The 6386-nt window shown below is 31.2% G+C and carries 11 protein-coding genes; all 11 read right to left on the bottom strand.

Annotated features, from left to right (window positions below; all coding sequences use genetic code 11):
• Positions 1 to 123: 123 nt before the first annotated feature.
• The 11 genes from LS81_RS10170 to LS81_RS10205 all read right to left on the bottom strand — a co-directional run bounded on the left by LS81_RS10170 (position 124) and on the right by LS81_RS10205 (position 5703).
• Positions 124 to 963 (bottom strand): hypothetical protein, encoded by an 840-nt coding sequence (locus LS81_RS10170; RefSeq protein WP_034345726.1) that lies wholly within the window; start codon positions 961 to 963, stop codon positions 124 to 126.
• Between the two features lie 158 nt (positions 964 to 1121).
• The gene (locus LS81_RS10175; RefSeq protein ID WP_034345724.1) at positions 1122 to 1448 is read right to left on the bottom strand and encodes a hypothetical protein; all 327 of its coding nucleotides are present in this window, start codon (positions 1446 to 1448) and stop codon (positions 1122 to 1124) included.
• A gap of 43 nt (positions 1449 to 1491) precedes the next feature.
• Positions 1492 to 1644, bottom strand: coding sequence for a hypothetical protein (locus tag LS81_RS11420; RefSeq protein ID WP_158659437.1), 153 nt, complete (start codon positions 1642 to 1644; stop codon positions 1492 to 1494).
• Between the two features lie 32 nt (positions 1645 to 1676).
• Complete coding sequence (locus LS81_RS10180; RefSeq protein ID WP_034345721.1) at positions 1677 to 2210, bottom strand: hypothetical protein; 534 nt, start codon at positions 2208 to 2210, stop codon at positions 1677 to 1679.
• On the bottom strand, positions 2203 to 2754 hold the full coding sequence (locus LS81_RS10185; RefSeq protein ID WP_034345718.1) for a polymorphic toxin type 44 domain-containing protein: 552 nt from the start codon (positions 2752 to 2754) through the stop codon (positions 2203 to 2205). The genes LS81_RS10180 and LS81_RS10185 overlap by 8 nt, the downstream gene beginning before the upstream one ends.
• A gap of 71 nt (positions 2755 to 2825) precedes the next feature.
• Complete coding sequence (locus tag LS81_RS11765) at positions 2826 to 3269, bottom strand: hypothetical protein (RefSeq protein ID WP_199769775.1); 444 nt, start codon at positions 3267 to 3269, stop codon at positions 2826 to 2828.
• A 341-nt stretch (positions 3270 to 3610) separates the two neighbouring features.
• Entirely contained in the window at positions 3611 to 3865 is a 255-nt protein-coding gene (locus tag LS81_RS11770) for a hypothetical protein (protein ID WP_052096528.1), read from the bottom strand.
• 67 nt (positions 3866 to 3932) lie between these two features.
• The gene (locus LS81_RS10195; RefSeq protein WP_052096529.1) at positions 3933 to 4157 is read right to left on the bottom strand and encodes a hypothetical protein; all 225 of its coding nucleotides are present in this window, start codon (positions 4155 to 4157) and stop codon (positions 3933 to 3935) included.
• 180 nt (positions 4158 to 4337) lie between these two features.
• Positions 4338 to 4745 carry a bacteriophage T4 gp5 trimerisation domain-containing protein gene (locus tag LS81_RS12555; protein ID WP_419664418.1) on the bottom strand — a complete coding sequence of 136 codons (408 nt, stop codon included), beginning with the start codon at positions 4743 to 4745 and terminating at the stop codon, positions 4338 to 4340.
• A 273-nt stretch (positions 4746 to 5018) separates the two neighbouring features.
• Positions 5019 to 5462: a hypothetical protein gene (locus LS81_RS10200; protein ID WP_034347865.1), complete on the bottom strand. Its 444-nt coding sequence runs from the start codon at positions 5460 to 5462 to the stop codon at positions 5019 to 5021.
• Between the two features lies 1 nt (position 5463).
• Positions 5464 to 5703: a M23 family metallopeptidase gene (locus LS81_RS10205; protein WP_034347866.1), complete on the bottom strand. Its 240-nt coding sequence runs from the start codon at positions 5701 to 5703 to the stop codon at positions 5464 to 5466.
• Positions 5704 to 6386: the final 683 nt, after the last annotated feature.

Consider the following 6386-nt stretch of genomic DNA (forward strand, 5'->3'; position numbering starts at 1 on the left):
TATATTCATTATAGTCTTTTTGTGCTCTTGCATAGATTTCTTCATTATCTTTTATATTTGATAGAGTGAGTTCATTATAACCTTGTTCAATGGTGTTTGGTTCAATGGTATTTGCTATGTTTGCTACAAACTTTCTAACTCAACAAGATAAAATTCCAACTTTCTATCCATTGCAATGAGATACTTAGGAAACTTTGCAAATGTAATATAAGGATAAGCTTCAAGTAGCTCTTTCGATGAAATGACAAATGTATGTAGCTTATCCCCTAATGCGATAAATTGCATTTCATTTGTCTTTTTTGATTCAATATATACAAATGTGGGTGTTATGTAAAAATCAGTATTGGAGTTTGCTTTAATACGATAGAGAAGTTTATATGTATTAAAGTCATAAATAGAGACTTGATCATCTGTTTCAAGCACAATATATTTTTGATTTTGTGAAAAATGTGCCGAACTAAACCTAGTATTTGAAAATATTGGCTTTTCATTAAATGTTTTAATAATATCAAGCGTCTTTGAAAAGAGAAAAAACTTGCCTTTTTGAGCAATTAATATTAACTCTTTGTCTGCAGATATATCTGAAAAGCCCGCATTCTTAAACGATAGATGTTTATTGTTTGTTAAATCCCTAATATGCAAAATAACTTTACTAGAACTAAGCATGCTAGCATGATAATAATCATAACAAATCAAGATATTGTCTATTTGTCTAGGGTTGGCTATAAATAAACTCGCACGCTTTTCAGCTTCACGCGTACCATTGCACTCTAGGGCTAATTGGCTAGCTTTCTCGTCTAATTCGCCATAGTCCAAAGAGGGTGGAATGTATTTTTCCATATCTTTTTGGCTTAATGAAGTGATGTTTTTTATAGCAATGTTTGTTGTTTGCAAATCACTATTATGACTACAAGCATGTAAAAAACATACGACAAAAAACAAGAGGCAAAGTTTTATATTCATTATTCATATTCTCCCAATTCATAAGATATAGGCAAGATTACCAAGCTTCCAAAGTTATAGCTCAGGTATTGTTGTAACTCTCTATGTGGCACTTTGTAGTTATCATCTCCCCATATAACATTTTGTGATTATATCTGTTTTTGCGCTCTATTATTAATTCAACCCAGACCTCTCAAACAAGCTGGTGCATTGTGAAATCGAGCTAGAATATCTAAGACGACATAAGTAATCATTGGCACAATGATAATGACATACTCTATGCGCCTTTTTTTGAGATTATGCTTGATAGCAAAATTGCAATGCGTGTAAGAGAGAATAAATAAAATAATATTATAAATGCTAAGAATACCTAATAACAAATCTAACAAGATAAATCCTAAGCCATAATGTGTTATTCCAAAAAGCCTTTGTACCAAAAAATCCTGCAAGAAAAATGACAGATGCATACTTGGTAAAATAGAGGCATAGGCGATACCTTTTATCAAGATTCTCTTTCTTTCTTGTAGTTGCTTTTTAAGGGTAGAGGGATTATTTTAAATTCTTGTTTAACTCCCATGGTAAGCCTAGATTCCATACAACAAGACATAAAGAGAGCAAAGGAGCTATTGGAATAAACCAAAATATCCACAACATACTACGAGCTTCTGCTGCTATCTTGCAATACAAAGGCAATTCGATCATTGTTTAACTTCCTTAATGTTTAAATATTGCTTTTAAAGTCTGCAAGGTGAGCCTCTATACACAACCACTCCCAATACAAAACAACATAAATAACACGACAATGCAACAATAGTTATAATATACCCCATTCTTTTTGATTTAAAATTGTATTTGAGGGAAAAATTAACACGAGTATAAGAAAAAAGCAATAAGATGGCATTATAAGCAAAAAATATAATTGGCAAGAAAAATAGTGTAAAAGTCATCGTTAATTTGTGATATGTTATCCCAAACAGATTCCCCATTATTAAATCTTGCGATAAAAACCATAGATACATAATCGGCAAAATAGAGGCATAGGCTATTCTTTTTATTAAGTTTCTCTTTCTTTCTTGTAGTTGCTTTTTAAGGGTAGAATCTTTCTTTTTAAATTCTTGTTTTAACTCCCATAGTAAGTTTAGATTCCATACAACAAGGCATAAAGATAAAAAAGGAATTATTGGAAAAATAAAGGTTACGCCCACTACTATCCACATAATATCATTAGCCTTACTTGCTATTTCGCAATAAAAGGGCAATTCAGTCATTGTTAACCTCTTTAACATTGAGATTGTGCTTATTTTTTAAAATTATATCTAGTAATTGTTCAGCAGTGAATCTTAAGAGATTCTCTTTATAAGTATCATAGAGTTGGTATCCTATGTCTATGGCTGCTTTATCCTTAGGATCATCACCAAAAAAGCCATTTTTTGCCCAATCTGCCCCTTTTTTCAACAACCATTCCCAAAACCCAATCGCCTTGCCTATATAGCCAAAGTGTATATTGCTCCATATATTATAGCTGATTTCATAATATTTGCCATTGTGTATATATCGATGATAAAATGGCGTGGATAGTCCCATAGTGGGATATAAATCCCAAATCTGTGGTTTATGGTCCCACGGCTTATTGGTATCAATTATTTCTCTAAATTTCCAAAGCGATTGTATTTTGCTTGACATTGCAAAAGCCTTTCCTGCTGGGGTAAATAATCCTATGGCATTGACTGGTGATTGCTTTATGAGAGTTCTCTCTATCTCTAGCATATCTTTTATTTCCTTTGCTTCCTTACTCGCTACATTTGTTCTCATTTCCTTGATGATAAAATCTGCCACATCTATGGCTTCAAACCCAAGCTGGACAAAGTATCCTCTTTCAAAGCTTATTTCTCCATTCTCATTACAGGCAAAGAATAATACCGCTTGATTTTTTCTTCCGCATTCACAAAATAATCAAAGGTCTGTGACTGTGTGGGATAATCCTGCAAAAAGCTTTTGATAGATTCTATATCTTTTGTTTTGATAATGCTTTGAATTGTATCCCTATCATACACAAGCTTTTTTATTTTGTATGAGCTATGAATCTGAAAATAAGTCAGTGTTTGCAAACCTGTTTTGCTGCTTTTGTTGGTAAAGTTAGAATTTTTAGAGATGATTTGTATACGATTTCCCACCACAAACCTATGCACCAATTTAGTATTCCCTTTCTTTTTGTCTTTAATGATAATCTCTTGTATATCTTTTGTGAATCTCTCTAGGCTTTCTTTAGAATCAAAGTTTAATATCATAGTAGTATTAAATTGTGATAGTGTAGATTCTGCTTGCAAGTCTTGTGTTTGTCTTGTTTGTTGTGTGTATTGTATTTGATTGGATTTTGTTTGCGTGGTAGTCTCTAAGGATAAAGCATACTCACTTTCTTTGGTGAAATTCTCATCTGTATAGATTTTAAGAGAGGTTGAGTTTTCTTGTAATTGTATATAATATTCTCTTTGTGTTTGAATACTAGAATCTTGATTTAATAGGGTTTTTAAAGCGTATGTTTTAGTAGGGTTTGGATAATGAGATATATTGAGCGTTTTACCATTAAAATAAAATGTAGGTATCTTAGCAAAACTTTCTATACATAAATATCCATACTCATAGCTCCTACATATTTTTCTATTGCGGTTTATAGGAATGGATAATAATCTGGATGATTGATTGTGATTTCAAGTCTATTGATATTTTTAATGTGTTCTTGGAGGTTAAAAATAATTTCTCCTTGAGAATTTGTTTTATTGGGTAAAGCAATCTTTCGCTCCTTTCTTTGCCCACTAGCCAATAAAACAACTTCCGCATTAGTAATAGGATTATTTTGCATATCTCTAATGCGTATGCGTATGGTTTCTTTGCTATAACTTTGCGCGTTTTCTTTATTTGACATTTGTTCTTTCCTAGTTAATTCTTATCAAATAATATATTTTAATATATTTTACAACTTTCTTTATTCATTACTCCGCTTTAATCTCTCCACCTTTAACTACTAAACCATTAGAATCTATAACTACTTCCACACCACCTGCTTTTAAAGTTATGTTATCACTTGAAGCTATAATTATGCTCTCTCCTATATTAAAGTTTAGAGTATTATTTGCCTGGATAACCATATCTGTTGCCACATTTATATCAGAAGTATAAGAATGTAGTGTTAAATGTTTTTTAGATTCTAAAGTCATATTTTCATTGGCATTGAGAAATATACTTGAATTTGTGGTTATAGTATGGTTATTAACAACAAATACATCAATATCCTTTACTACACTCTGCGTAAAACTCCCCTCAATATGCTCTTGTTTCTCTCCTTTAATACTTACATATAAAACTCCCTCTATTTCTTCTCTACTAGTCCCCCAACTTCAAATACTACTAGAAAGACTATTACCTATCTCCACTTCTTTATCTCCCCCAACATATTCACTACTATCCTTTGCTACTCTTAGTTTGTTATTCTCTCCAATATTTAGAGTATTACTTAATACTACTATAGTATCTTTACTTAGTGCTACATTAGTAAGATATTCTGCTCCAACTCTTACATCTTTTAAGCCTAATATTTCTTGCTTATGATATTTAGTAATAGATTCTGTGTAACTTCCTTTTACTTTAGAATCTTTATTGTTGTGTATAGTTTGAGAGAAATTATTGTTTATAGATTCTCTATAGTCTTTTTGTGCTCTTACATAGATTTCTTCATTATCTTTTATATTTGATAGGGTAAGTTCATTTAATCCAGATTCTATAAAATGAGAGTTTGTATCCTCTATCTTTTCTGTATTGCTTTGTGGAGTAAAGAGTTCTTATGCTTAAGCTTGTCTGATGAGAAACTAATATGGATGTCTTGTTAAAAGCTAAAATATTTTTCCTTAGAAGTAATGTAGATTTTTGGTTCCAAAGACTACTTGCCCGTTCATCAAAGTCATGTTTTTTAGTAAATGTTATGCAAAATCTTTCTGATCAATTTTTTCATAACATTACCCCCTCCACTCTTTTAATCTAGCATACCTGATTAGAAATTTCTATAATCAATACCTTATCTCTTATTTGCCAAAAGATGATATATCGTCCAATGGGTATGTGCTATCAACTTCATTACACTCATATTCTTCTTCTATAATAAGTGTTTTATAATCTTTCCAAGTATAGCGTATATATGGCGTTATAATATTTTTATAAAGTGCAATAGTCGTATTTACTAAAGGCATATTGTCTAACATCTGAGACATATCCCCATCTTGCTGATACCATTGCTTATAAGCATCTGCTATATCATTTGAGTTGATAAATACTTTTCGTGCATTTTGTAGTCCGCCTTGACATAAACTTATTTTGCAATCTTTATCCATACATGCAGGAATAAAGCCATACAACCTTATGAGCAAATCATCGCTTTCGTTGCAATCCATATTTTGCCATTGTAATGTGTGAGAATCTTGTGCACAAACATAAAAAATAAAGCATAAAGAAAATATCAAATACCTCATTTTACTCCCTATGCAGTATTCGTGAAGTATTATACTGAATATTTCTTTCTCCATTTGTTAATTCATTATGATTTTTGTAATGGAAAAAATAAGCAGGATTGATTCTATAACAGGAAATTCCATTATTTTGACTAGATGATACTTCAAAATGCGAATGTGCTCCATAAGTAGAGCCAACGCTACTTACCCCACTATATCCTATAATTTGTCCAGCAACTACTTCTTCCACATCTTCTAACATACTTGCTGTGTTTGAAAGCTCTGTTTGTGATGAATCTACTCGGTTTAGTGAATCTATTAGTACAATTTTATTAATTATGTTATGCTTAATAAATTTGTTAATGCTTATAAATCTGATATGTTCAAGAATTTGTTGTATCTGTTGTTTATGTTAAACTTGTTGGTTTTTTGAATTTGTTTGGCTTATTAAGTTTCTTATATTTGTTAGGTTTATTGTTCTACTTGATAAAGAAGTCTTATGGGAATCTAGGGGATTATGTATTAGGCTAGGATTAGTTGTATTATATAAACTTCCAGATATAAATGGCTTATCTATATCATTATCCATATAAGCAATGATGACTTCATTTGGTTCTAATGCATTATTTATCCTCACTCAAAGGCAAACATTAACAATACCACACTAATATAAAGGAGTTATGAAAAAATATATAAGCTCGCGACTATATAGTATATTGCAAGGAAAACCTGCACACAATACAAAGAGGCACGATATTCTAACTCAAATACGCAAAAACTTATCTTACAATAAGGGGCAAAAATGAAAAAGTTAGCATGTTGTCTTTTGCTTTCTTTGCTTACAACCCTTACTTTTGGCAAGGAATATATGTGGCAATGGCATAGGATAGATTGCACATATAAGCACAATATAGAATCATTATTTGAACATTGTAGTCCTATGGA

Source organism: Helicobacter trogontum (assembly GCF_000765905.2).
Classification (GTDB): domain Bacteria; phylum Campylobacterota; class Campylobacteria; order Campylobacterales; family Helicobacteraceae; genus Helicobacter_A; species Helicobacter_A trogontum.